The organism is Nocardiopsis sp. L17-MgMaSL7, from assembly GCF_003182025.1.
Lineage (GTDB): Bacteria > Actinomycetota > Actinomycetes > Streptosporangiales > Streptosporangiaceae > Nocardiopsis > Nocardiopsis prasina.
Genome location: NZ_QGTF01000013.1, coordinates 51,247 through 74,226, shown reverse-complemented (window position 1 = coordinate 74,226; position 22,980 = coordinate 51,247). Strand labels below are relative to the sequence as shown.

General features: G+C 70.7%; 21 protein-coding genes and 1 CRISPR repeat array. Of the genes, 5 read left to right on the top strand and 16 right to left on the bottom strand.

From position 1 onward, the window contains the following. Window position 1 precedes the first annotated feature (1 nt). Entirely contained in the window at window positions 2-1,411 is a 1,410-nt protein-coding gene (locus tag BDW27_RS21355) for an aldehyde dehydrogenase family protein (RefSeq protein WP_110051335.1), read from the bottom strand. 59 nt (window positions 1,412-1,470) lie between these two features. Here BDW27_RS21355 and BDW27_RS21350 point away from each other — a divergent pair, with 59 nt between their 5' ends. Continuing rightward, window positions 1,471-2,112 carry a TetR/AcrR family transcriptional regulator gene (locus BDW27_RS21350; protein ID WP_199560727.1) on the top strand — a complete coding sequence of 214 codons (642 nt, stop codon included), beginning with the start codon at window positions 1,471-1,473 and terminating at the stop codon, window positions 2,110-2,112. Window positions 2,113-2,133: 21 nt separating this feature from the next. Here the strand turns inward: BDW27_RS21350 and BDW27_RS21345 are convergent, their stop codons facing one another. From BDW27_RS21345 to BDW27_RS21330, 4 genes are all read right to left on the bottom strand, one after another. Then, window positions 2,134-2,310 (bottom strand): hypothetical protein, encoded by a 177-nt coding sequence (locus BDW27_RS21345; RefSeq protein ID WP_199560726.1) that lies wholly within the window; start codon window positions 2,308-2,310, stop codon window positions 2,134-2,136. Between the two features lie 144 nt (window positions 2,311-2,454). Continuing rightward, complete coding sequence (locus BDW27_RS21340) at window positions 2,455-3,132, bottom strand: methionine ABC transporter permease (protein WP_110051331.1); 678 nt, start codon at window positions 3,130-3,132, stop codon at window positions 2,455-2,457. Next, the gene (locus BDW27_RS21335) at window positions 3,132-4,187 is read right to left on the bottom strand and encodes a methionine ABC transporter ATP-binding protein (RefSeq protein ID WP_110051329.1); all 1,056 of its coding nucleotides are present in this window, start codon (window positions 4,185-4,187) and stop codon (window positions 3,132-3,134) included. Before BDW27_RS21335 ends, BDW27_RS21340 begins: the two co-directional genes overlap by 1 nt. 3 nt (window positions 4,188-4,190) lie before the next feature. Next, a complete protein-coding gene (locus BDW27_RS21330; protein WP_110051327.1) occupies window positions 4,191-5,108 on the bottom strand; it encodes a MetQ/NlpA family ABC transporter substrate-binding protein in 918 nt (305 codons plus the stop codon). 310 nt (window positions 5,109-5,418) lie between these two features. On the opposite strand from BDW27_RS21330, the gene glsA reads away from it, so the two are divergent. Continuing rightward, complete coding sequence (gene glsA / locus BDW27_RS21325) at window positions 5,419-6,693, top strand: glutaminase A (protein WP_110051325.1); 1,275 nt, start codon at window positions 5,419-5,421, stop codon at window positions 6,691-6,693. A gap of 89 nt (window positions 6,694-6,782) precedes the next feature. Next, the gene (locus BDW27_RS21320; RefSeq protein WP_110051324.1) at window positions 6,783-7,853 is read left to right on the top strand and encodes an Rv2578c family radical SAM protein; all 1,071 of its coding nucleotides are present in this window, start codon (window positions 6,783-6,785) and stop codon (window positions 7,851-7,853) included. Between the two features lie 38 nt (window positions 7,854-7,891). Here the strand turns inward: BDW27_RS21320 and BDW27_RS21315 are convergent, their stop codons facing one another. Beyond that, complete coding sequence (locus BDW27_RS21315) at window positions 7,892-9,130, bottom strand: MFS transporter (RefSeq protein ID WP_110051322.1); 1,239 nt, start codon at window positions 9,128-9,130, stop codon at window positions 7,892-7,894. 124 nt (window positions 9,131-9,254) lie between these two features. On the opposite strand from BDW27_RS21315, the gene BDW27_RS21310 reads away from it, so the two are divergent. Together BDW27_RS21310 and BDW27_RS21305 are read left to right on the top strand one after the other, a co-directional pair. Beyond that, window positions 9,255-9,800 (top strand): CGNR zinc finger domain-containing protein, encoded by a 546-nt coding sequence (locus tag BDW27_RS21310; RefSeq protein WP_110051320.1) that lies wholly within the window; start codon window positions 9,255-9,257, stop codon window positions 9,798-9,800. Between the two features lie 305 nt (window positions 9,801-10,105). Continuing rightward, window positions 10,106-10,411: a YrhK family protein gene (locus BDW27_RS21305; protein ID WP_017543165.1), complete on the top strand. Its 306-nt coding sequence runs from the start codon at window positions 10,106-10,108 to the stop codon at window positions 10,409-10,411. Window positions 10,412-10,449: 38 nt separating this feature from the next. On the opposite strand, the gene BDW27_RS21300 is transcribed toward BDW27_RS21305, so the two are convergent. The 10 genes from BDW27_RS21300 to BDW27_RS21255 form a co-directional block, all read right to left on the bottom strand. Then, complete coding sequence (locus tag BDW27_RS21300) at window positions 10,450-12,255, bottom strand: PASTA domain-containing protein (RefSeq protein WP_110051318.1); 1,806 nt, start codon at window positions 12,253-12,255, stop codon at window positions 10,450-10,452. A 407-nt stretch (window positions 12,256-12,662) separates the two neighbouring features. Next, window positions 12,663-13,337 carry a DNA alkylation repair protein gene (locus BDW27_RS21295; RefSeq protein ID WP_110051317.1) on the bottom strand — a complete coding sequence of 225 codons (675 nt, stop codon included), beginning with the start codon at window positions 13,335-13,337 and terminating at the stop codon, window positions 12,663-12,665. 121 nt (window positions 13,338-13,458) lie between these two features. Next, window positions 13,459-13,844: a CRISPR direct-repeat array (repeat unit 29 nt; unit sequence CGGTCCATCCCCGCGTGCGCGGGGCTCAC). 34 nt (window positions 13,845-13,878) lie between these two features. Continuing rightward, window positions 13,879-15,276 (bottom strand): hypothetical protein, encoded by a 1,398-nt coding sequence (locus BDW27_RS21290; protein ID WP_110051315.1) that lies wholly within the window; start codon window positions 15,274-15,276, stop codon window positions 13,879-13,881. Between the two features lie 390 nt (window positions 15,277-15,666). Further along, complete coding sequence (locus BDW27_RS21285) at window positions 15,667-16,458, bottom strand: SAM-dependent methyltransferase (protein WP_110051314.1); 792 nt, start codon at window positions 16,456-16,458, stop codon at window positions 15,667-15,669. A gap of 129 nt (window positions 16,459-16,587) precedes the next feature. Next, a complete protein-coding gene (locus tag BDW27_RS21280) occupies window positions 16,588-17,208 on the bottom strand; it encodes a TetR/AcrR family transcriptional regulator (protein WP_110051312.1) in 621 nt (206 codons plus the stop codon). Continuing rightward, complete coding sequence (locus BDW27_RS21275; RefSeq protein ID WP_110051311.1) at window positions 17,156-17,782, bottom strand: hypothetical protein; 627 nt, start codon at window positions 17,780-17,782, stop codon at window positions 17,156-17,158. The genes BDW27_RS21280 and BDW27_RS21275 overlap by 53 nt, the downstream gene beginning before the upstream one ends. A gap of 136 nt (window positions 17,783-17,918) precedes the next feature. Continuing rightward, window positions 17,919-19,133 carry a fumarylacetoacetase gene (gene fahA, locus BDW27_RS21270; protein ID WP_017543158.1) on the bottom strand — a complete coding sequence of 405 codons (1,215 nt, stop codon included), beginning with the start codon at window positions 19,131-19,133 and terminating at the stop codon, window positions 17,919-17,921. Window positions 19,134-19,160: 27 nt separating this feature from the next. After that, a complete protein-coding gene (locus BDW27_RS21265) occupies window positions 19,161-20,006 on the bottom strand; it encodes a hypothetical protein (RefSeq protein ID WP_110051309.1) in 846 nt (281 codons plus the stop codon). Then, window positions 20,003-21,220, bottom strand: coding sequence for a homogentisate 1,2-dioxygenase (locus BDW27_RS21260; protein WP_110051307.1), 1,218 nt, complete (start codon window positions 21,218-21,220; stop codon window positions 20,003-20,005). Before BDW27_RS21260 ends, BDW27_RS21265 begins: the two co-directional genes overlap by 4 nt. 51 nt (window positions 21,221-21,271) lie before the next feature. Continuing rightward, window positions 21,272-22,912: an FAD-dependent monooxygenase gene (locus BDW27_RS21255; protein WP_110051306.1), complete on the bottom strand. Its 1,641-nt coding sequence runs from the start codon at window positions 22,910-22,912 to the stop codon at window positions 21,272-21,274. Window positions 22,913-22,980: the final 68 nt, after the last annotated feature.

Here is a 22,980-nt window from a genome sequence, read left to right as displayed (position 1 = left end):
CTCAGAGCATCCGGCGCAGGATGCGCTCCTTGACCTGGCTGATCGGCGCGTAGGCCACGCGCATGGTGTCCATCAGCAGCGACTTGTCGAGCACCGCCTTGGTGTGCGAGAAGGTGTCGATGGAGGCAGCCGAGTGGTAGGCGCCCATGCCGCTCTCGCCCACTCCCCCGAAGGGCAGTTCCGGAACGGCCAGGTGCGCGATCGGCAGACCGAAGCCCAGACCGCCCGAGGAGGTCTCGGTGGTCAGACGGCGCTTGGTGGTCTCGGAGTCGGTGAACCCGTACAGCGCCAGCGGCTTGTCGCGTTCGTTGACGAACCGGATCGCCGCGTCCAGATCGGGCACCCGCACGACCGGCAGGATCGGCCCGAAGATCTCCTCGGCCATCACGGGCGAGTCCGGGTCCACGTCGGCCAGCACCGTGGGGGCGATGTAGAGGTCCCCACGGTCGGTGCTCCCGCCCGCGACGACCTTGCCGCTCTCCAGCAGGGCGCTGAGCCGGTCGAAGTGGCGTTCGTTGACGATGCGCCCGTAGTCCGCGCTCTGAGCGGGGTCGGAACCGAACATCTCGGTGATGGCGGCGGCCAGCTCCCTCTGGAGCCTGTCCGCCGTGTCACCGATGGCCAGCACGTAGTCCGGGGCCACACAGGTCTGCCCCGCGTTGGTGAACTTGCCCCAGGCCAGACGGCGGGCCGTGGTGGCCAGGTCCACGCCGGGCTCGACCACCGCCGGGCTCTTGCCGCCCAGCTCCAGGGTGAGGGGGGTCAGGTGTTTGACCGCCGCGGCCATGACGATCCGGGCCACCGCCGAGTTCCCGGTGTAGAAGATGTGGTCGAAGCGCTGCTCCAGGAGGGCGGTGCTCTCGGCGACACCGCCCTCGACCACGGCGACGGCCTGGCTGTCCAGGTAGCGCGGGATCAGGTCGGCCAGCGCCGCCGAGGTGGCCGGGGAGAGCTCGGAGGGCTTGACCACGGCCGAGTTGCCGGCGGCGATCGCCCCGACCAGCGGGGACAGGGCCAGGTTGACGGGGTAGTTCCACGGGCTGATGATCAGCACCGCGCCCAGGGGCTCGCGGACGCGGCGGGCCTTGGCGGGGGCCAGGGCCATCGGGACGGGCACCCGCTGGGGGCGCAGCCAGGAGGCCAGGTGTCTCAGGGTGTGGTCGATCTCGTTGACCACGAACCCGATCTCGGTGGTGTGCGCCTCCACGGGGGGCTTGCCCAGGTCGGAGCGGAGCGCCTTCTCCAGGGTGGGGCGCTCTTCGGTGAGCAGACGGCGCAGCGCGCGCAGCTGGGCGCGACGCCAGGAGAGCGGCTTGGTACGCCCGCTGTCGAAGGTGGCACGCAGCCGGGCCACGATCTGGGGGATCTCGGTGATGAGCGTGAGCGGTTCGGAGGCGTTCGTGTGAGCCATGGCCCAAGAATAAACGAAAACGTTTCGTTTCCAAGTGCCCTCTCGCATACGATTCGGGTATGACGACGGACCATCTGCCGGAGGCGTCCGCTGGTTCCGCTCCAAGGGGACGGCCCCGCGACGCCAGCCGGGATCGCGCGCTGATGGACGCCACCCTCACCGAACTCCAGCTGCACGGCTACAGCGGGCTGACCACCGCAGCCGTCGCACGTCGGGCGGGGGTCTCCACCGCCACCCTCTATCGCCGTTGGCGCTCCAAGGAGGACCTGGTGGTGGGGGCCGCCCGGGCCTGGGCGGAGAACCTGGGCCCCGACCACGACCACGGAAGCCTCGCCGCCGACCTCGGTGTGCTGCTCCGGGACAAGGCCGCCGCGCTGGAGGGCCCCTCCGGCCGTCTGCTGCGTGCGGTGCTGGGCGAGGCCGCCCACAACCGGGCCCTGGCCGACGTGCTCTTCGACGCCTTCGTGATCCCCCTCCAGGGCCGGGTGCTCGCCCTGCTCGACCGTGCGGTCGAGCGCCGGGAGATCCCCGAGGTGGAGGACCCCCTGGTGGTCGCGGAGCTGGTCATCGGCCCGATGGTCAGCCACACCTTCCTCGTGCCCCCGGAGACGGGCGGCGGCCACGCCGCCACCCCCGGCGCTGACATCGCCGAGCGCCTGCTCCCCTACCTGCTCAGGGCGCTGGGCGCACGGAGAGCGTGAGGGGCGCGTCGCCGCCCCGGTTCAGCTCACGGCCTTCCTGACCAGTTCGGCGATGGTCTGCTCCGCCCGTTCGCCCAGCTCGGTCACGGCGTAGGCCGTGGGCCACAGGCCGCCCTCGTCGTCGAGGTCGGCCTCCGTGGTGAACCCGGGACTGGAGTAGCGTTCCTTGTCCGTCTGACCGCTCCGGAAGAGGCACACGGCCCTGCCCTTCCTGGCATGGGCGGGCTGCCCGCACCACGGGCCTGGGTGGCAGCTCCGGGGCGCGGGTGGTGACGATCGCTCTTGCCGGACACCCTCACCAGCCGGGGCCTCCGCGCCGACGTGAGGTGACCAGGGTCGGCCCTAGCGGCGCATCACCCGGCGGGCCAGCCTGTTGCCCACCACCTGCAACGTCTGCACGAAGACGATGACCACGAGTACGGCCAGCCACGTGACCTCGGGGCGGAACCGGTTGTAGCCCTCGACGATCGCGAAGTTGCCGATCCCTCCCCCGCCGATGATGCCCGCCAGGGCGGACATGTCGGTGATCGCGATGACCACGAACGTGTAGCCGAGGATGAGCGGTCCCAGCGCCTCGGGCAGCAGCACGGTGAGGACGACACGGCTGCGGGAGGCACCCATGGAACGGGCCGCCTCGATCACCCCAGGGTCGACCGAGACCAGGTTCTGCTCCACGATGCGGGCGATCGCGAAACTGGACGCGCAGATCATGACGAAGACGACCGCGTCGTTTCCGATACCGCTGCCGACCACCTGGATGGTGACCGGTTGCAGCGCGGCGATGAGGATGACGAACGGGACGGGGCGGACCAGGTTCACCAGGACGTTGGTCAGGTGCCAGACCGGCCGGTTGGCGAACAGCCCGCCCTCGCGCGTGGTGTACAGCGCGAGCCCGATCACCAGACCGGCCAGGCCACCGATCAGGAACGCCCAACCGACCATGTACAGCGTGTCGAACATCGCCCGGACCAGGGTGGGCCCGTAGTACTCCCAGTCCAGGTCACGGTAGGTCTCGAACATCAGTCCACCTCCTGTACCGGGCTGGCGGCGGCCAGTTCCGCGATCAGGCGCTCCGCGGCTTCGGCCGGTCCGCCGACCGCCAGGGTCACCAGGCCGTAGGACGAGTCCTTGGTGGTGCTCATCCCGCCGTGCACGATCTCGAAACTGGCGCCCAGGCGGTCCGCGCGGCCCAGCACGGAGCCGACCGCCACGGAGTCCTTCAGCGACACCGTGACCAGCCGCCCGGACGTGCCCTTCCTGATCCGCTCCACGTCCTCGGGGGTGGGCCGCCCCTTCAGCGCGGACGCGACGAACCCGGGCTCCTCCCCGGAGTACGGGTTGGAGAAGAGGTCGTGGACCGATCCGGTTTCCACGATCCGACCCCGGTCCATCACGGCCACCCGGTCGGCGATGGCACGGATGACCTCCATCTCGTGGGTGATGGCCACGATGGTGATGCCCAGCTCCTCGTTGGCCCGCCGCAGCAGGGCGAGGACCTCGGCGGTGGTGGCGGGATCCAGGGCCGAGGTGGACTCGTCAGCGAGCAGGATGTCCGGCTCGGCGGCCAGCGCGCGGGCGATCCCCACGCGCTGTTTCTGCCCGCCGGAGAGCTGTTCGGGGTACTGGTCGGCCTTGTCCGTCAGCCCGACGAACTCGAGGAGCTCGCCCACCCTGTGCCCGCGCCGACGCCGGTTCCACCCGGCGATCCGCAGCGGATAGGCCACGTTCCCGGCCACGTCGCGGGACCCGAACAGGTTGAACTGCTGGAAGACCATCCCGATGCGGGAGCGGACCTTGGTGAGCCGTCGTTCGGGGAGGGCGGAGATCTCCTGGCCCAGCACGTGGACGGAGCCCGAGGTGGGCTTCTCCAGCCCGTTGACCAGGCGGATCAGCGTGGACTTGCCCGCGCCGGAGAAGCCGATGACGCCGAGGACCTCACCACGGTGGACGCGCAGGGACACGTCGTCGACCGCGGTCACGGCCCGTTCCCCCTCACCGAAGGTGCGCGTGACGCCCCGGAACTCGATCAGCGGTGTCTCCGGCGGCCGGGCGCCGCCGGGGTGTTCCGAGCCCACGTCTCAGGCTCCGTCGCCGATGGCCGCCTCGTACTCGGCCAGGGCCGTGCGCAGCTCCTCGACGTCGACGTCGGCGGGGACGGAGGTGCCCTCGGACAGCTCCGAGGCGATCTCCACAACCCGCTCGTCGTGGTAGAGCGCGGCGATCGCGGCCAGGGCCTCGTCGTCGCGGTCCTCGTCGCGCACCACGAAGGCGTTGACGAACGGGAACGCGGCGGGGTCCTCGGGGTCGTCACCGAACAGGGCGGAGGTCGGGTCGATCCCGGCGTCGTTCAGGAAGCTGTTGTTGATGACCGACCCCTGCACGGACTGAAGGGCGTTGACCGTCTGCTCGGCCGACAGCGGCGTGACCGTGACGGTGGAGGCGTCCTCGTCGACGTCACGGGGCTGCGGTTGCGGGGAGTCCCCGGTGAGTTCCACCAGCCCGGCCAGGACCAGCACGTTGATGGCGCGGCCCTGGTTCACGGCGTCGTTGGGAACGGCGATCTCGTCGCCCTCCTGGAAGTCCTCGATCGAGTCGTACTCCTCCGAGAACAGGGAGAGGGGGACGATCTCGGTGGGTCCGACCGGGGTCAGGTCGTCCCCGGAGGCGACGTTGTAGTCGGCCAGGTAAGCGATGTGCTGGAACCAGTTGGCGTCCAGGTCGCCGCTGGACAGCGCCGGGTTGGGCTGGTTGTAGTCGGTGAAGTTGACCAGTTCGACCTCGTGGCCCAGCTCCTCCTCGGCCAGCTGCGCCAGCAGCCGGTGGGTCTCGTTCTCACCCACGACGCCGATCCTGTAGGCCTCCCGTTCGGGCCCGGTGGAACCCTCGTCCCCCTCGGTTCCGCAGCCGGTCAGGGCGAGGGCCAGCGCCGAGACGGCGGCGACCGTGGTGAGGGCGTGACGGCGCCGGAGGGGGTGGGAGCGTGCGGAGGTGGGCATGGGGCTTCTCTTTCGCGTGTGGTGCGTGCTTTCCGCAGCCGGGTGCGGCCGCGGAAACCGCCCCGGATCGGACGGCAGGGAATTCCGGAACCATTGGAGAATAGCCCACAAAGGAAATCTGCAATGCTGAAATATTTCATCAACAAAACAGGAGTCGACCACTGTTAACAAACGTTGAACGGAATTCTTGAAGCGCGGTTCACCTTGCTTCTTAGGCCGAGATCAGGAGGGTTGTGGGCATGGTGAGCTGGGGAGAACCGTGAGGCGACTCACATCGCGAGACCGGCCGGAGAAGACGGGGGAACCTTTGTTGCGCTCACCGATCCTCGACTACCTCGACGCCATCATCGGCGACACCGACGACGTGCTCTCGGGCGCACGGGCCGACTACATCCCGGAACTGGCCACCGCCGATCCGGACCGGGTCGCGGTGGCGCTGTGCACGGTGAACGGAACCGTCTACGCGAGCGGGGACGCCGACCACGAGTTCAGCATCCAGTCGATGTCCAAACCCTTCGCCTACGCGCTGGCGATCGAGGACCACGGCCTGGAGTTCGTCCTCGACCGCGTCGGGGTGGAGCCCAGTGGCGAGGCCTTCAACGAACTGTCCCTGGATCCGGAGACCGGCAGGCCCCGCAACCCGATGATCAACGCCGGGGCCATCGCCACCCACACACTGGTCCGCGACGACGAACGCCCGGCCGTCGAGCGCGTCCTCGGCCTCTTCTCCGACCTCGCGCAACGACCGGTGGTGATCGACGAGGGGCTGGCCGCCTCCGAACTGGAGACCGGCGACCGCAACCTCGGGCTCGCCTACCTCCTGCACGCCTCCGGACGCCTGGGCCAGGACCCCGCCGCCGCCGTGGCCGGGTACGTCCGCCAGTGTTCGGCCAACGTCACCGTGCGCGACCTGGCGCTCATGGCCTGCACGCTCGCCAACGGCGGCGTGCAGCCCAACACCGGCCAGCGGCTGTTCAGCAGGCGCACCACCCGGCACCTGCTGAGCGTGATGACCTCCTGCGGGATGTACGACGCCGCCGGGGACTGGCTCACCAGCGTGGGCATCCCCGCGAAGAGCGGCGTGGCCGGGGGGATCCTCGGCGTGCTGCCCGGACAGGTGGGGGTGGCGGTGTTCTCCCCGCGCCTGGACGCGCACGGCAACAGCGCACGCGGCGTGGCCATGATGGAGCGTATGTCGGAGGATCTGGGGCTGCACCTGATGGAGGCTGGCAGACCCGCCCGTTCGTCGCTGCGCGAGACCCGCAAGGAGATCGTCGACGGGGAACCGGCGACGGTCTACGTGCTCCAGGGCGACATGGTGCTCAGCAGCATCGAGGCCCTGGTGCACGAGCTGGTCGGGAACCCGCCCTCCACCCACCCGGTGGTGTTCGACATGAGTCGGGTCGACGAGGTGCTGCCCGTGGCCCGCCGCACGTCAGCCGCGATGGCCGCCAAGCTCATCGACACCGGCCACCGGATCATCCTGGTGGACCCGGAGGAGACCGTCCCCGACTTCCAGGACAGCCGGGGGCGCGGAGTGGAGCGGTGGACCCCCGAACACCTCACCCGGAGTCAGGCCCGGTAGCCGCTCGACGCCTCGGGTCCCACCGAACGTGATCCACAACCCCACCGCACCACTGGACAGGCGTTCGAAGACATGTTCGAATTGACCCCATGCGCTGGGAGAACCTCCGAGAGGGAACCAAGGACACCGGGCAGGAGTCACTGTTCGAACCCGCACCGCCGCCACCCGAACGCGGCACCGGGCGGGCCGGTCTGGGCGCGCCCGCGCCCGGGCCGGTGCTGGCCGGACAGGACGGCGAGGCGGTGGCCATCGAGATCCGGGCCCGCAGCATCATCAACCGCGTGCCCGGAGACGACCCCATGTTCCGGTGGACCATCAACCCCTACCGGGGCTGTTCGCACGCCTGCGTGTACTGCTTCGCCAGACGCACCCACGAGTACCTCGACCTGGACAGCGGCCGCGACTTCGACACCCGCATCCTGGTCAAGGTCAACGCCGCCGAACGGCTGCGCGCCGAACTCGCCCGCCCCTCCTGGCGCGGCGAGCACATCGCGATGGGCACCAACACCGACCCCTACCAGCGAGCCGAGGGCCGCTACCGGCTGATGCCGGAGATCATCGCGGCGCTCCGCGACACCGCCAACCCGTTCTCGATCCTCACCAAGGGGACCCTGGTCCTGCGCGACCTCCCCCTCCTGGAACAGGCCGCACGGGTCACCCGGGTCGGCTTGGCGGTGTCCGTGGGCTCCGTGGACACCGGTGTCTGGCGCACCGTGGAGCCCGGGACCCCGAGCCCCCGCGCCCGCCTGGGCGTGGTCCGCGCGCTGAGCGAGCGCGGACTGGAGTGCTCGGTGCTGATGGCCCCGATCCTGCCCGGGCTCACCGACTCAGCGGAGCAGATCGAGGCGACCGTCGCCGCCATCGCCGAGGCCGGGGCCACCCGCGTGTCCCCCGTCGTGCTGCACCTGCGCCCGGGCGCGCGCGAGTGGTACCGGGCCTGGCTGACCCGGGAGCACCCGCGCCTGCTGCCGCTCTACCGCGAGCTCTACGGGCGCGGTTCCTACGCCTCCGACTCCTACCAGCGGATCGTCACCACGGCCGTCCGCGAGGTCGCGGCCAGGTACGGCCTAAACAGACCCGGGACACCCCGGGACGCGGGCCGCGAGGCGCCTGCGGAGGACGAACAGCTGCGCATCGACCTCCCCGTGGCCCAGGGCTGAACCCGAGGGCGACCGCGATGCCCGGCACCACCGCGGCATCAGTGCCGGGGCACGGCGGCCAGGGCGGCGGGGGTGACCACGCGCAGGAAGGGGACGACCGCCAGTAGGGCCGCCACGGCGAAGACCCCGAAGGCCGCCCGCACCCCGACCACCTCCGCGAGCACACCCACCAGCGCCGCACCCAACGGCATCGCACCCCAGCCGAACAGGCGGAACACGGCGCTGAACCGGCCCAGCATCGCACCGGTAACCATCCTCTGGGTGATGGTGCGGGTGTTGACGGCCCACAGGGTCCCGCCCATGCCGCCGAGGAACGCGGCCGCGCCCACCACCCACACGTTCGAGCTCAGGACGGGGGCGGCCATCATCGCGGCGGTGCCCAGCAGGTCCGCGAACATCGCCCAGCGCCGCCCCAGCAGCCGGTTCACCCAGCCCACGGTGAGCGCGCCGACGATGCCGCCGGCACCGAGGGCGCTCATCAGCGCGCCGTACTCGGCGGCGCTCAGGTCCAGCAGGTCCGTCGCCACCAGAGGCATGAGGGCCAACCAGGCGCCCCAGCAGGCGCACAGCACGGTGAGCAGCAGGGCCATCCCGCGCAGCATGGGCTGCCGCCACAGGTAGGCCAGCCCCTCACCGATGCGCCCGTGCACCGAGCCGACCGGCCGCTCTCCCCCCGGGTTCGGCGCGAAGCGTCCCACCAGGAACAGCAGCACCAGCATTCCGACCACGTACGCGGCTCCCGTGACCCCCAGGGCCAGCCCGGCGCCGACCGCCACCAGCACTCCGCCGACGAAGGGGCCGGTGAACTCCCCGCACGCGGTCTCGGCTCCGGCCATCCACGCGTTGGCCTGCTCGCGCCCAGGGGGCGTCACGGCCGAGGGGACCAGGGCGACCGACGCGGTGGTCGCCACGACCTCGGCCACCCCCATCAGCGCGGCAGCGGCGTAAAGCAGGGGAAGCGAGAGCGCGCCCGTGAGCAGGGCGACGGCCGTTCCGGCCATCGTGGCCACCCGCACGAGGTTGGCCGCCAGCAGCAGCGCGCGCCGGTCGAAGCGGTCCACCAGCACGCCCACGTGCAGCGAGGTGAGCAGCCAGGGCAGCGTGAGCACGGTCGCGACCGCCGCGATCATCCCGGGCGACGTGGTCAGGGTGGTGGCGACCAGGGGCAGGGCCACCTTGAGCACACCGTCAGCGAGGTTGGTGAGCGCGGTGAAGACGACCAGCACGCCGGTGTTGCGCGTGTCGGTCCGGGGGCGCGCAGTCAGGAGCTGCGTCATAACTAACCACCTTAAGCCGTTTGATGGATAGTATCCCGGAATGCACGACCGCGACAGAGAGGTTGATCCAGTAAGAGGCAACCAACCGATAACCTTGGCACACCAGTTACCTACGGGAGGGGCCATGGAACGACCACCAGCCGCCGAGCGCGTCGAGCTGTTCACCAACACCTTCGATCTGGAGAGCGGCCGCGACGATCTGTCCACCCCCGAGGAGCTGACGCACTGGCTCCGTGATCAGGGGCTGGTCGGCGGCGGAACCCGCGCCGACGAGGCCGACCACCGGGCGTTCCTGGACCTGCGCGCCGGGCTGCGCGCCGCGCTGGACGGCCCCGACGCGGATCCGCACGCGCTCGCCCGGGCCGACACACTCCTGGCCGGACTCCCGCTCCTGGCCAGCCTCTCCCCCGGCCGACGGGCCCTCGTTCCAAACCCGGAGCTCGGCCCGGTGCGCGCGGCGTGCGCCGCGCTGGCCCTGGACTGGGTGCGACTGGTGACGACCGGGGATGTGGCCCGACTCAAGAGGTGCGCCGAGCACACCTGCCTGTGGGTGTTCTGGGACGGGTCCCGGAACCAGAGCCGCCGCTGGTGCTCGATGCGGGTGTGCGGGAACCGGACCAAGTCGCGGCGTCACTCCAAGAAGGAGCGCCGAGCGCGGGAGGAGGGTTGACGGCGACCTCCATGAGCGACGCACCGAACCAGAAACGGTTTCGCGCGAAGCGGCGGATCGGGCCGGACCTGTCGATCGAGGCCCAGGAGTGGCCACGCACGAAAAGCCCCCTCCCGCCGAAGCAGGAGGGGGCGACAGGCCCAGGGAAGGTCAATCCCCCAGCGCAGAGAACTGGTTCACCGTGACTCGGCCCAGGGAGACCGTCTCCGGGCAACGCGCCGCAGGACACGGGTAAGCGGCGGCAGCGGGTTCGCGACCGCATGATGGCGGATGGAGCCAGGACCCCGGACCCGGAGGAACCGCACATGCGCGACCGCGATCCCGACCAGCCTCTGACCGTGCGCGTCGGTCACCGAGAACTCGTCATCCGACGGCGTTACGAGGTGTTCAGCATCCTCAACGACGTCCTGATCGCGCTGTGGTTCATCGCGGGCAGCATCATGTTCTTCTTCCAGGAACTGATGACCGCGGGAATCTGGTGCTTCCTCGCTGGCAGCCTGGAACTGCTGATCCGGCCGCTCATCCGACTCGGCCGCCACCTGCACCTGTCCCGGGTCCGGGCGGGCAGGCGCCATGCCGGGATGGCCGCCGAGACCTCCATGGACTTCTGAGCGCGGCCGGGCACTCGGGGCGCACGAACCAGGAGCCGTCAACACGAGGTGACCGGGCGCCACGGACCCCACTCGTTGGACTCCGAGGGAGAGCTCTCCGAGTTCCACCACGCGGCTTCGTACTCCTTGCCCTCGTGCACGACACGGGCGCCCTCCGGGTAGGTGGCGCCCTCGGACCAGCTGCCGGAGGTACAGGGAGCGGGCTGCTCCTGCTCCTCCTGCCGGGGCTCCTCGGAGTGCTCCTGGGCCGGCGGAGCGGCGGCCTGCCCCTCCTCGCGATCGTCCTCGGTACCCGTGTCCTCCTCCTGCGCGGCGTCCTCCTCGTCCTCCGTCGGCCCCGCGGAGACCGCGAGCACCACGAGTGCGCCCTCCTCGACCACGGCCCCCGGACCGGGGGTGTGGTTCTCGACCTCGCCCGAGGGCCGCTCGGACCCAGCGGCCTCCTCGACCCGGGACTCCAGGCCGAGTTCGGCCAGCGTGTCGACGGCCTCCTGTTCGGAACTGCCGACCAGGTCGGGAACAGTGACGCCCTCCACGACGGTGAGCACCACGGCGGCGTCGTGGGGAACGGTCTCGCCCTCCTGTGGGTCACTCTCGGTGACCGTTCCGGCGGGCAGGCCCTCGGACGGTTCCTGCACGACCTCGACGTCGGTGAACCCTTCCTCTTCCAGGGCCTCGCGCGCGTCCTGTTCCAGGGAACCGACCACCTCGGGCATCAGGACGGTCAGCGGTCCCGCCGCCACCGACAGCCGAACGGCGGCCCCCTCCACCAGCTCGTGACCGCTCTCCGGACTGGAGGCGGTGACCAGCCCGGCCTCGACGTCGTCGCTGCGTACGTCCCTGTAGGTGACCTCCAGGGCGACCGGTAGTTCCGCCAGAAGGTCGGATGCCTCTTCTGGGGAGAGCCCGACCAGGTCGGGCATGAGCGCGCCGCCGGGCTCGGCGCCCTGCTGGGTGACGGCCCACAGCGCCGCTCCCCCGACCAGGGCGACGACGAGAGCCAGGGCGGCCCACAGCAGCGCGCGGCGGCGCGGCGGCGTGCCTTCGGCGGCTCCCCGTTCGGCGGGGGCCGCACGTGCCACGTGCCTGCCCTCGGCCGGGGGCAGGGATCGGACGGTCTGACCGAGCAGGGCGCGGTACTCGACCGCGTCGGCCGGACGTTGCCGGGGGTCGGGGTCGCTTCCCCGGGCCACCAGGGCGCTGATCGCCCTGCCCACGGCGTCGCGGCCAGCGTGGGAATCCCCGGCGTCCGCTGTGGCGTCCCCGGCGACCATGGCCTCCAACAGGGCGGCGATGGCGGCGACGTCGTCCTGAGGGCCGAAGACGGCCCCGCCCTGGCCCGGGCCGGTCGGCGCGGCCAGGAGCAGGAGGCCGACACCGCCGTCGTCGGCCAGGGTGACGGTCCGGGGTCCGATGTGCCCGTGGACCAGGTCCTGTCCGTGCAGGACCTCGAGCGCTTCAAGCAGGACGTCGACGATGTCGAGCGCCTCTCGGCGGGAGACCCTCTCCTGGAAGCGCTCACCGATCAGGTCGTCCACCCAGGCACCGTGGTGGGGCTCGGTGACCGCGTACGCGGTGCCCTCGCGCATCCCCCCGGACAGGACGGGAGAGAGGACCGGGTGGTCGAGTTCCTCGAAGGCCCGCAGGCGCTCCCGGAAGCCCTTGGTCAGGTCCGCTCCGTCCGTGCCGCCGACGTCGAACAACTCCACACGGACGGGGTCGCCGGTCTCGGTGTCGTCCGCTTCCAGCAAGGTGGTGCGCGCGGAGAGCTGACGCTCGTCGTGCACACGGAAACGGCGCCGGAGCGTCTCGTTTCCGGGGGTTTCGGGGGAAAGGGTCACCATAGGAGGATTTTAGTAACCCTGCGAAGCCTCGAAACCCTGACCCGACCGGCACCGGGGCCCCCTCCCCAAGCTGCCTGAGGGAGAGTCCCTCTCTTCTTGTTCCGCGCGAAATGCCGTATCGGCACTTCAGGGTGCAGATGGACGCCCGGGACGGACACAACCGGGACGCGGACGGGAAGGGGTGCGCGGTGGCGACGCCGACCGGCACTCGAGTGAACAACACGCGAGGAGCCAGGCCGTGCACAACTCCTCGGGCCACGCGCACCGCGACCATCTGCGAGAACAACCCCTCCGAACAGAACCCCGGAGCGATCGGTGGGCCCTTGGTCACTTCTTTCGGCACGCGAGGCTTCTGTTCTCGGAGCGAGAGCGCCGTGCTTGTCGAAATGCACGACGTCGGCGCACCTTTACGTTGTAGATTTCTGGCGACGCACCATCTCGTTGATCCACACCGGCGCGAACGGGGTCAGGCAGCCGGGTGAGGTCGGGTAGTCCTTGAGCACCTCCAGGCGCTCCCCGATCCCCACGGCCCGCTCGCGGTACTCGGCGTGGTCGATGCCGATCCGCGCCAGACAGTTGTTCATCTCCCACTGCAACCGGTCCGGAGCCGACCCCATCTCCTCCTCGATGGTGTCCAGCAGTCCCGACAGGTCCAGCCCCTCGGACCGCTTCCCCACCCGTTCGGTGGTCAGGGCCCAGCCCGCGCTGGCGACCACCGGATCCGGATCGTCGAACCAGGTCAGGCGCAGCTCCTCAGCATGCGGCCCCTTCTTGACCACGTAGTTCACCAGCCAGTCGTGCGCCTTGGGGGTGCGGGCCCCGCGCAGCATCACGTCCAGCTGGTCGCGGCCGAACTCCCTGGGCCGACAGATCAGCAGCGCCAACAGCCGAGCCGAACTGTCCCCCGTCTCCCAGAGCTCCACCGCGAGGTCCTGCTGCTTCCCCAGCCGTTTGGCTACGGCGCGCAGCTTGCCCAGGTTCACCCCGTGGTCGTCGCCGTGCCGCGCGTTCACCTCACGGATCCGGGCGTCCTCCAGCCCGGCCAGCTCGGCCATCACCTCGTCCACCGTCGTCTCCGTCATCACCGGCTCCCCTCCCCCACTCGACGCGTCCAATCTATGCCGCAGGTCAGACCACTCCTGGAGCAAGAAGCCGAGGTCAGCGCCAGGCCGGGGGTGGTCATCTGTGTGTACTGAGAAAGTGCGGTCCATCCCCGCGTGCGCGGGGCTCACGATGAGGTGTGGACGGTCACCAGCCCGGCCTTCGGTCCATCCCCGCGTGCGCGGGGCTCACGGGCATTTCCCAGGTGATTTCGGTGCGCATTCCGGTCCATCCCCGCGTGCGCGGGGCTCACCAGGTCCAGCCCTTCCACCCCGGGATGCTGCGCGGTCCATCCCCGCGTGCGCGGGGCTCACTCACGATCCACCACGAGTGGACGTGTCCCTGCGGTCCATCCCCGCGTGCGCGGGGCTCACCGGGGCCAGGCCCTGGCGGAGCTGGCCCATGGCGGTCCATCCCCGCGTGCGCGGGGCTCACGGCAAATTACCTGCACAAACGCGAGGCGTGATCCCCGCGTTATCTCTGGGGCGAGATGTGGAAAGCAGCACGGCAACCGCCGTCCTGTCACGCCCTGACGAGTCGCCGTCCGCTCGACTGCCGAAGCGACGACCTCTCCGGAGTGCTCTGACCTCGCAGCCGATGGCGTGCGTTGTCGATAACGGTCCTGCTTCTGGGGGAGATTCCGGATCCGAAGTGCTTTCGGGGGCCGTCATGCAGCGACGGAACCCGGGAAAGGCCACCTTCACCGAGTGAGGCGGTCATCCGCTCCCACAGCTTCGGGTCCAGGGCGGCCTGCTGCACCGCCGGGGAGGCTGCGTCCGGATCGACGGCGGGCTTCGGCTTCGGCTCGTGCACGAGTTCGTCGGGCACCGAGCGGCAGAGCCGTCCGCAGATCACGCAAGTACCGCCGGGGGTGTTGCGCACGGTCGGATGGTGCGGGCAGGTACCAGCGGCTCTTCCCTGGCCGTCGACCAGGAACCGCTCCGGACGGGCGAACGAGTCGGCGTCGTCCATCACCGGCCACGCGGGTGGGGAGGCCTCCACCCCGGCGATTCCCCGGCCCAGCGCACCGTCCAGGAACGCGCGTGCGGCCCGCATGTCGCGCAACCGCCGCATCAGCGCGGGGAAGGGACGCCGTAAGCGTTCCGCACCCGAGAGCAGCACCCTGATGTCGGCCACACGCAGCCCCTGGCGCAGGAGTCTCTCCGCCGACCTCGCCAACCTGTTCCGATCCGTCACCGGGTCGGCGAGCAGCGAACCGGGAATGTGGTCGATCATCTCGAACACTCCACCCCTGGGCCTTTGTCGCTTTTGTTCACCTGTGCCTGAGGTGCCACGGACGGAATCGCCCACCCCCTCATCAGAACCGTTCCCAGGGGAACGGTCTGTGGGTCGATCTGAACCGGGGGTGGGCTCAACCTGAGCTGGGGTACGGCGCCCCCTCAACGACGGCCGGGTCTGCGGGGTGAGCGGCTCCTCCCCCAACCGGGCCCGGCAGGCGTTGATCTCCTCCAGCACCAGATCGGGGTAGTCCTCAGCGGGAACCAGGAGCTCCAGGACACACGGCAGGTGATGGGAGGAGCGGCCCCGGGCGATGTCCCCGGCGAAGAACTCGACGGTCTCCGCACGGGTCAGCTTGCGGACCACACCGGCCTCGACCAGGTCGTCGATGGCTCGCTTGAGACTGCTGACGCTGAGAGTGCCGCCAGAGCGTTTGGCCAGGTTCTCCAGCAGGAAGTAGCACCACCGCCCGTCGGCGTCCACCACGTCCGCGATGGCCATCAGAGCGGGCAACGAGCGCAATGTGGGCAGCACTCCCCTGCGGAAGACCTGCTGGACCCAGATAGCGAGGATGAAGCCGATCCCCTTGAGGGCGCCCTGGGGGCGTTTGCGTGGCGGGAAGAACCCGACCGGGTTGCGGGAATCGGATGTGCGGGAGGGAGGTGAGGCGTTAGACTCCATGATGAGTCGCCTTCCTTGTTAGAGGGGTGGGGTGGCTCAGTCGACCAACCTGTTTGTGCAGGCGTCGGCCACGACCCGACCTGGTGTTGTCGCACCGGGTCGGGTCTTTTCTTGTCGTGACCCACGCTAGCGAGTCGAACAGGAGTTCGCGGGGCTTTCTCTCAAATCCACAGAGGCGAGAGAAGCAAGGAACGACGCGCGAAACCACAAAGTGCGATTCGCGCAATTGTGGGCAATTACGCCAGTTCTTCTTTCTCGCACGAAGAAACGGCGCCCCGCCACACGCCCGAACCGGTGCTCCGTCGCGGTGCTGGCTCCCTGGCGGCGCGGCCGTGGGTGCCCCGACAGGTGGTCCCACGAGCTCCCAGGGGTGAAGAACCCAACGACTCCTCAGGGCTTGCGGGCCACTCCGCAGTACTGGTCCACCTCGGTGGCCTCCCCCACCTCGGCCTTCGCCGGGCGCCAGAAGGGGGCTGAGACGACGCCGGGCTCCAGTAGTTCGAGCCCCGCGAAGAAGCCCTCGATCTCCTTGGGGCTGCGGAGGTGGTAGGGGATCGCGGCGGTCTCGTTCCAGCGTTGGGCGGCCTCCACCATCGGTTCGCTGGTGTCCGTACCGTCGCACAGGGCCAGGAAGCTGCCCGAGGGCAGCGCGTCCACGTAGGCCCGCACCGCCGCGTAGGCCTGTTCGGTGTCCGGAGTGTGGCCCATGGTCCCCAGGATGGTCAGACCGATCGGTTCGGAGAAGTCCAGGTGCTCCCGGGCGGCGGAAAGGACGGCCGCGGGCTGGTGCAGGTCCGCGTCCACGTAGTGCACCTCGCTGAGGGCCTCGCCGGTCAGCAGGGCACGGGCGTGGGCGAGCACCATGGGATCGTTGTCGACGTAGACCACCCTGGCATCCGGGGCCACGGCGTGGGCGACCTCGTGGGTGTTGTTGTGGGTGGGCAGCCCGGTGCCGATGTCCAGGAACTGGCGGACTCCGCACGCATCGGCCAGGTGGGTGACGGCCCTGATGAGGAACTGCCGGTCGGCACGGGCCGCACCGACCATCTCGGGGTGGGCCCGGAGCACGTAGTCACCGACCTCCCGGTCGACGGGATAGTTGTCCTTGCCTCCCTGCCAGTAGTTCCACACCCGGGCGGAGTGGGCCTTGGTGGTGTCGATCTCGGGGACGTGTGCGTTCATCGAGGGTGCCTTCCTCGGGGGGGTGGATGCCCGCATTCTTCCGTCTGCTCCTGGTGCGGACAAACCTGGAGCTCGGCACAGGAAACGACGAGATCCAGGGCCGCCACAAGGATTCGTGCGATCGGGTCGTCAGTCAGGGAGCGCGGCCGCCACCAGGTCGGCCGTGAACCGTTCGAGGGGAGGGAAGTCCTCCGTGCCACCGGAGAAGGCCTCGAAGAAGCCTCGTTGGAAGCACGCTCCGACCAGCAGGGAGGCCACGGAGTCGGGATCGGTGTCCGGCCGGATCCGCCCGAGGTCGCGCTCGGCCCTGAGGTAGTCGGCCAGGGCCCGGTTGACGTTGAGCGGACCGGCGCCGCGCTGGGCCAGACCCTCACGGTGTCGCCGGAGCAGTTCCGGATCGGCGAACAGGGAGCCCATGAGCGCAGACCCGTGCTCGAAGAACCTGACCGCCCTCGTCATCACCTCGGTGAGAGTCTCGCGCACCTGGCCGTGGCCCACCCGCGTGGGCAGCTCGGCGATCACGTCGACGAAGGGAGGGAACCTGTGGCGCATGACCGCCAGCAGCAGGTCGGTCTTGTCCTCGAAGTGTTTGTAGAGGGTGGCCTCGGAGTACCCGGCGACCCGAGCGATCTCCTTGGTCCTGGCCTGCGCCAGACCGGAACGGCGCAGGACCTCGGCCGCGCTGTCCAGGATGTGCTCACGCGTCTCCTCCGCGCTCGCGCGGCGCCGCTTCCCGGGTCGCTCGTCCATCCGTCTCCAAGCGTGTCGGCTGCGGCACCGTTCGCACGTGGCCGTACGAGGACAGCAGCCGATGGCAGCGCACCAGTTCCCCCGCGACATAGGACCCGACGAAGAAGGCGAGGATCACGGCTCCGAAGGCGATCCACGCCAGCACGGCCACTCCGGGGTCGGCGATGTCCGATGCACGAGTGTACAGCCACCACGCGGACGCGGACGTGCACGCCAGCACGGCGAGCAGGGCGAGGGCGCGCGACCGCCCCAGAGCGGCGGCGGTGTAGAGGGCGACCATCGGGGCCAGGAACATCCCGAGTTCGAAGTCACGGAGGACGAAGGCCGAGTAGGCCACGGTCGTGATCGCGAGGGTGACGACCGGGTGGGTACGGCGCCAGTAGAGCGCACCGCAGCCCACCACGACGAGGACGAAGGCCCACGGGTCGGTGTGCTGCGCGGTGTTCCAGCCGGCGACGGGGTTCAGCGGTTCGCCGTCCAGGGACCCGTAGGCGTCGAGGAGTTCGACGGCGAGCACGACCCCGGCGATGAGGGCGTCGACGAGGGGGCGCGTTCTGGTCGGTTCGGGTGCCATGACTTCCTTAATTAGTAAGTACTTACTCACCAAGGTAGAAGCGGAGTGGTCCCCTGACAAGCCCCCGTCGACCACCGGGACGGCGAAGGGGGTGGCGGGCCCCGCAGGCCCGCCACCCCCTCTCAGCTCCCCGTGCCTACCTCGCCGGGAGGATGCGGCCCGTGACGTCGCCGAAGTCGATCCTCGCGCCGTCCGGTCCGGGCGCCGTGGCCGTGATGGTGACCTCGTCACCGTCCTCGAGGAAGGTGCGCTCCGTGCCGTCGGGCAACCGGAGCGGCTCCTTCCCGGACCAGGTGAGTTCCAGGAAGGAGCCGCGCTGGGTCGGCTCGGGGCCGCTGACGGTCCCGGAGGCGTACACGTCACCGGTACGCAGGGAGGCGCCGTTGACGGTCATGTGCGCGAGCTGCTGCGCGGCGGTCCAGTACATCTCGGAGAACGGCGGCGTGGAGACCAGGTGCCCGTTGAGCCGCACCTCCAGGCGCAGGTCCAGACCCCACGGCCGCGACCCGCGCAGGTAGGGCAGCGGTTCGGGGTCCTGGGCGGGCTGCTCGACCCGGGCGGACTCCAGGGCGGCGACGGGCACCACCCACGGTGAGACCGACGTGGCGAACGACTTCCCGAGGAACGGGCCCAGCGGCACGTACTCCCAGGCCTGGAGGTCGCGGGAGGACCAGTCGTTGAGCAGGAACACACCGAACACGTGGTCGGCGAACTCGTCCACCGCCACACGCTCCCCCATGGGGCTCGGCGTACCGACGACGAAGCCCACCTCGGCCTCGATGTCCAGGCGCACCGACGGTCCGAACACCGGGACGGGCTCCGTCGGGGGCTTGCGCTGGCCGGTGGGACGGACGATGTCGGTGCCCGAGACCACGATGGTGCCCGACCGACCGTGGTAGCCGATGGGCAGGTGCTTCCAGTTGGGGGTGAGCGGTTCCTGCTCGGGGCGGAAGATGCGCCCCACGTTGGTGGCGTGGTGCTCCGACGCGTAGAAGTCCACGTAGTCGGCGACCGTGAACGGCAGGTGCAGGGTCACGGCGGCGCGGTCCACCAGGTGCGGGCGCACAGCGGCCTCGTGCGCCGGGTCGGTGACCCACGAGGTGAGCGCGGCACGGACCTGGTCCCACACGGGGCGCCCGGCGGCCAGGAGCGGATCCAGGTCGGACCCGGAGACGGCGGCGGTGAAGGGGGCGTCGAGGGCGCGGGCGAGGGACCCGAGGTCCAGGACGTGGTCGCCGATGGCCACGCCCACGCGAGTGGCGGGGTCGTCCTCGGTGGAGAACACACCGTAGGGCAGGGTGGCCGGGCCGAACTGCGTGTCCGGGGCGATGTCGAGCCAGCTGTCGGGCATGGAGTGTGCTTTCTGCGAGTGGGTGTGTCAGGCGTGGAGCGCCCCGAGGACGACGAGGTCCTCCAGGGGTTCGGCGATGCTGCACGTGCCGAAGGAGCGGAAGCTCGCCCGGACCCGGGTGGCCTCGGCGGGGGTGAGCTCCCGGGCGCGGCTGGCCAGGGCTGGCCCGTCCCGGTCGCCGAGGACCTTCACGGCCACGCCCTCGCCCCCTCCGGTGAGCAGGGCGTGGGTGGCGAGCAGCACGTTGAGGAACCCGTGCTGTTCGAAGCCCTCCGGGGTGGTGTGGCGGACCGCGTGGTGGAGCCCGGCCGTACACTTGAAGGGCACCCCCGCGGTGACGGCGGCGTCCAGGAGTGCGGCGAGTTCGTCCTCGTCGGGGTGTGCCTCGGGGGTGAGCCCCCCGGTGCGGAACTTGGCGTGGGCGCCCGTTCCGGCGAGGGCCGCGACGTCGGCGGCGGCGTCCCCGCCCCGGGTGACCTCCACGTAGCCGTCGGTGTCGGGCCCCAGCGCACTGACCAGGGTGTGGGCGGTGGAGGCGGACCGCCCGGGGGCGGCAGCCACCTCGACACCGGCGAGGTACAGGGCCGGATCGGAGCGCACGGCCTCGACGGCGGGTGCGACGCCCTCAGCCCCGCCGGGGACGGTGACCACGAGCGCGAGCGGAGCGTGGTCACCGTCCTCACGGGAGAGCACCGTGCGCAGCTCGGCCACCCGGGCGTCCGCGACCAGCAACGGGCCCACGTAGGGCGCCCGTCGGGACTCCCGGTGCGCCCGGTGCGCCGGGATCGCCTCGCCCATGGGCGCGTTGCCGGGCGGGAAGAGCGCCGCGTCGTCGAACAGGGTCCCGTAGAGGGTGTGGCGGGGTTCGGTCATGCCTGCTCCCGCCGCGCCCGCTGGCCCCTGGCCCAGGTCCAGGCGTAGCTGCCGTCGTCGACGGCGGTGCCGCCCTCACCCAGGTCCAGCGGGCGGAAGGTGTCCACCATGACGGCGAGTTCGTCGAAGGCCTCCGCGCCCACGCTGCGCTCATAGGCGCCGGGCTGCGGGCCGTGCGAGTGGCCGCCGGGGTGCAGGGAGATGGAGCCCTGACCGATCCCGGAGCCCTTGCGGGCCTCGTAGTCGCCGCCGCAGTAGAACATGACCTCGTCGGAGTCCACGTTGGAGTGGTAGTACGGCACCGGGATGGCTCCCGGGTGGTAGTCCACCTTGCGCGGCACGAAGTTGCAGATGACGAAGTTGTGGCCCTCGAACACCTGGTGCACGGGCGGCGGCTGGTGGATACGGCCGGTGATGGGCTGGAAGTCGTCGACGTTGAACACGTACGGGTACAGGCAGCCGTCCCAGCCCACCACGTCGAAGGGGTGGGTGGGGTAGGTGTAGCGGGTGCCGGAGATCCCGCCCGGACCGTCGCCCCGGTGCTTGATGAGCACGTCCACGTTCTCACCCTCGACGACCAGGGGTCCGTCGGGTCCGCGCAGGTCCCGCTCGCAGTACGGGGCGTGCTCCAGCAACTGGCCGTAGCGGGACAGGTAGCGCTTGGGCGGGGCGATGTGGCTGTTGGCCTCGACCACGTAGGCGCGCAGCGGCTCGTCTCCGGTGGGCACCCAGCGGTGCGTGGTGGCGCGCGGCAGGATCACGTAGTCGCCCCGGCCGACGTCCAGCACGCCGAACACCGTCTCCACCCGGGCGGTGCCGGACTCGACGTACACGCACTCGTCGCCGATGCCGTTGCGGTACAGCTCCGAGGGGGCTCCGGCGACCACGTAGGAGATGCGCACGTCTCCGTTGCCCAGCACGAGGCGGCGGGACGCGACGACGTCGTTGGTGCGCCACTCCTCGCCCTGGAAGAGGTCGTGGAGTTTGAGGTGGCGCGGCACCATCGGGGCGTTGCGCCGCAGGGACTGGTCGGGGACCTCCCACTCGGAGGCGTCGACGATCGCCGAGGGGATGGCCTTGTGGTAGAGGAGCGAGGAGTCGGCGGAGAAGCCCTCCTCCCCCATCAGCTCCTCGTAGTACAGGCCGCCGTCGGGGTTGTGGTGCTGGGTGTGGCGGGTGCGGGGCACCTCGCCGACCTTGCGGTAGTAGGCCATCTCCGGTCTTCCTCCTTGGTTGGGGTCCGGTGGTCCGTCGGGAGCGCGCCTCTAGGCCGGGACGGTGTCGGCGGCCGGGTGGCCCAACGCCGTGCGGACCGCCACGCGGACGGCGTCGGTGTCCGCACCTGGGACGACGGCGGCCACGTGGGCATCGGGGCGCACCAGCCAGACCTGCCCGGGCAGGGGTTCCAGGGCGCGGCGCAGGGCACCGGTGGTGTCGATCTCGTCGAGGTGCAGCGTGGTGACGGGTGCCCGTGTGGCGCGCGTGGCGACGGCGTGCACGGTGGCGCGTTCGGCGCCCTCGCCGAGCAGCAGGGTGAGTCCCTCCCGCAGGAGGGGGCGCAGGCGGGCGAGTTCGGGGCGTCCGGGCACGCTCACGGGGACGTCGGGCAGGATCACGCCGGGGCAGGGCGCGGGGGCCAGCCCGCGTGGCGGACGGCCGCCGAAGGGACGTTCGGGGCAGGCGGTGGTCAGCGCGGAATCGGTGTACCAGAACGGTTCGGCCAGCCTCCCGGAGTCCACGTCCGGGTGCGCCGCGGCGTCGGTGACCGCGCGCTCCAGGACGCTGACGCGCCGCTCGTGCTCGGCGTCGTCCCGGGGCACGAGGAAGCGCATGGTGGCGCTCGTGACGTCGGCGTTCTCCAGGGCGGCGGCGTGGCGTTCGGTGTGGTAGCTCTCCAGGAGGTCCTCCCCCGCCCAGCCGTCGCGGACGTAGGCGAGCTTCCAGGCGGCGTTCTCGGCGTCCTGGACCCCGGAGTTGAGGCCGCGCGCTCCGAAGGGCGCCACCAGGTGGGCGTTGTCCCCGGCCAGCAGGACGCGTCCGGCGCGCATGCGGTCGGCGACGCGGGTGTGGAAGCGGTAGACGGAGTGCCACACGATCTCGTAGGGGGTGTCCCCGATGATCTGCCGGATGCGGGTGTCCAGGCGGCCGCTGGACTCCTCGGCGGGGAGGTCGAAGTCGGAGGGCACCTGCCAGTCGATGCGGAAGACCGAGTCGGGGCAGGGGTGGATGAGGACCTGGCGGCCCGGGTTCCACTCGGGGTCGAAGTAGAAGCGGCGTTCGCGGGCCCAGTCGCCGAGGTCGGCGCGGATGTCGCAGATGAGGAAGCGGTCGTCGAAGCTGGTGCCGGAGAAGTCCAGGCCCAGGTCCCGGCGCACCACACCGCCGTGGGCGCCCATACACGACAGGGCGTGGGTTCCGCGCAGGCGCACCGGGCCCCGCGGGGTGGCGCACTCGACGGTGACCCCGTCGGCGTCCTGCTCGATCCCGGTGACCTCGTGGCCCCAGCTGGTGAGGACCCCCGCATCGGCCAGGAGTTCGTCGAGGATCTCTTCGGTGCGGGACTGGGAGATGTTGACGAAGGAGGGCAGGGACGAGGCGCCGGGGTCGGGCAGGCGCACGCTGAACAGCTCGTGGTCCCGGTAGAAGGTGCGGGCCGTGTCCCAGGTCAGCCCCTCCTCGATGATCCTTCCGCCGCCGAGCCAGTCCCAGACGTCGAGGACGTCGCGTTGCTGGCAGATGGCCTTGGAGCCGACGGCGTCGCGTTCGGGTCGGCTGTCGACGACCAGCACGGGGACCCCACGGCGGGCCAGCAGCAGGGCCGCGGTCTGTCCGACCGGTCCCGCGCCGAGCACCAGGACGGGGTCGGTGCCGGTGTCGGCGGGGGTGCGGGGCGCAGGGGGGCGCATGGTGGACTCCGTTCGTGGGGCGCCCCGTGCGGGCGCGGTCGTGGGTGGGAGCGGGGTGGTGGGGCCCC